The sequence below is a fragment of the Pseudomonas sp. BMS12 genome (assembly GCF_001592875.1).
Taxonomy (GTDB): domain Bacteria; phylum Pseudomonadota; class Gammaproteobacteria; order Pseudomonadales; family Pseudomonadaceae; genus Aquipseudomonas.
In genome coordinates this window covers 108,483-108,754 of record NZ_LSOF01000012.1, presented here as the reverse complement: position 1 = coordinate 108,754, position 272 = coordinate 108,483, and the positions used below count along the sequence as shown (strand labels likewise).

Annotated in this window: 1 protein-coding gene; it reads right to left on the bottom strand. The window is 62.1% G+C overall.

The window, feature by feature from the left end:
* Nucleotides 1-51: 51 nt before the first annotated feature.
* On the bottom strand, nucleotides 52-272 hold a 221-nt coding region (tssD, locus tag AYB31_RS11785; RefSeq protein ID WP_153020708.1), incomplete at its 5' end, for a type VI secretion system tube protein TssD.

Genomic DNA, 272 nt, shown 5'->3' with positions numbered 1-272 from the left:
GCGTGCCGTGACGCAGGGGGCAAAATGCCCCTTTCCCCGTGGCTCCGCGGCTTAGGCGGAGATCGGCGAACGCCAGTCGTCGGAACCGGAAGTGCCGGACACTTCGTGGGTCCAGACAATCTTGCGGTAGGTGAAGTAGACGTCTTCCAGGTGGGTGAAGTGAGACATGTTCGGGTCCTGGCAGTTCGGCATGCGCGACTGCACGTCGACGATCACGGCGTCTTCCAGTTCGATGGTGAAGTAGTGCTCCTGGGTACCGGTGGAGGAGGTGC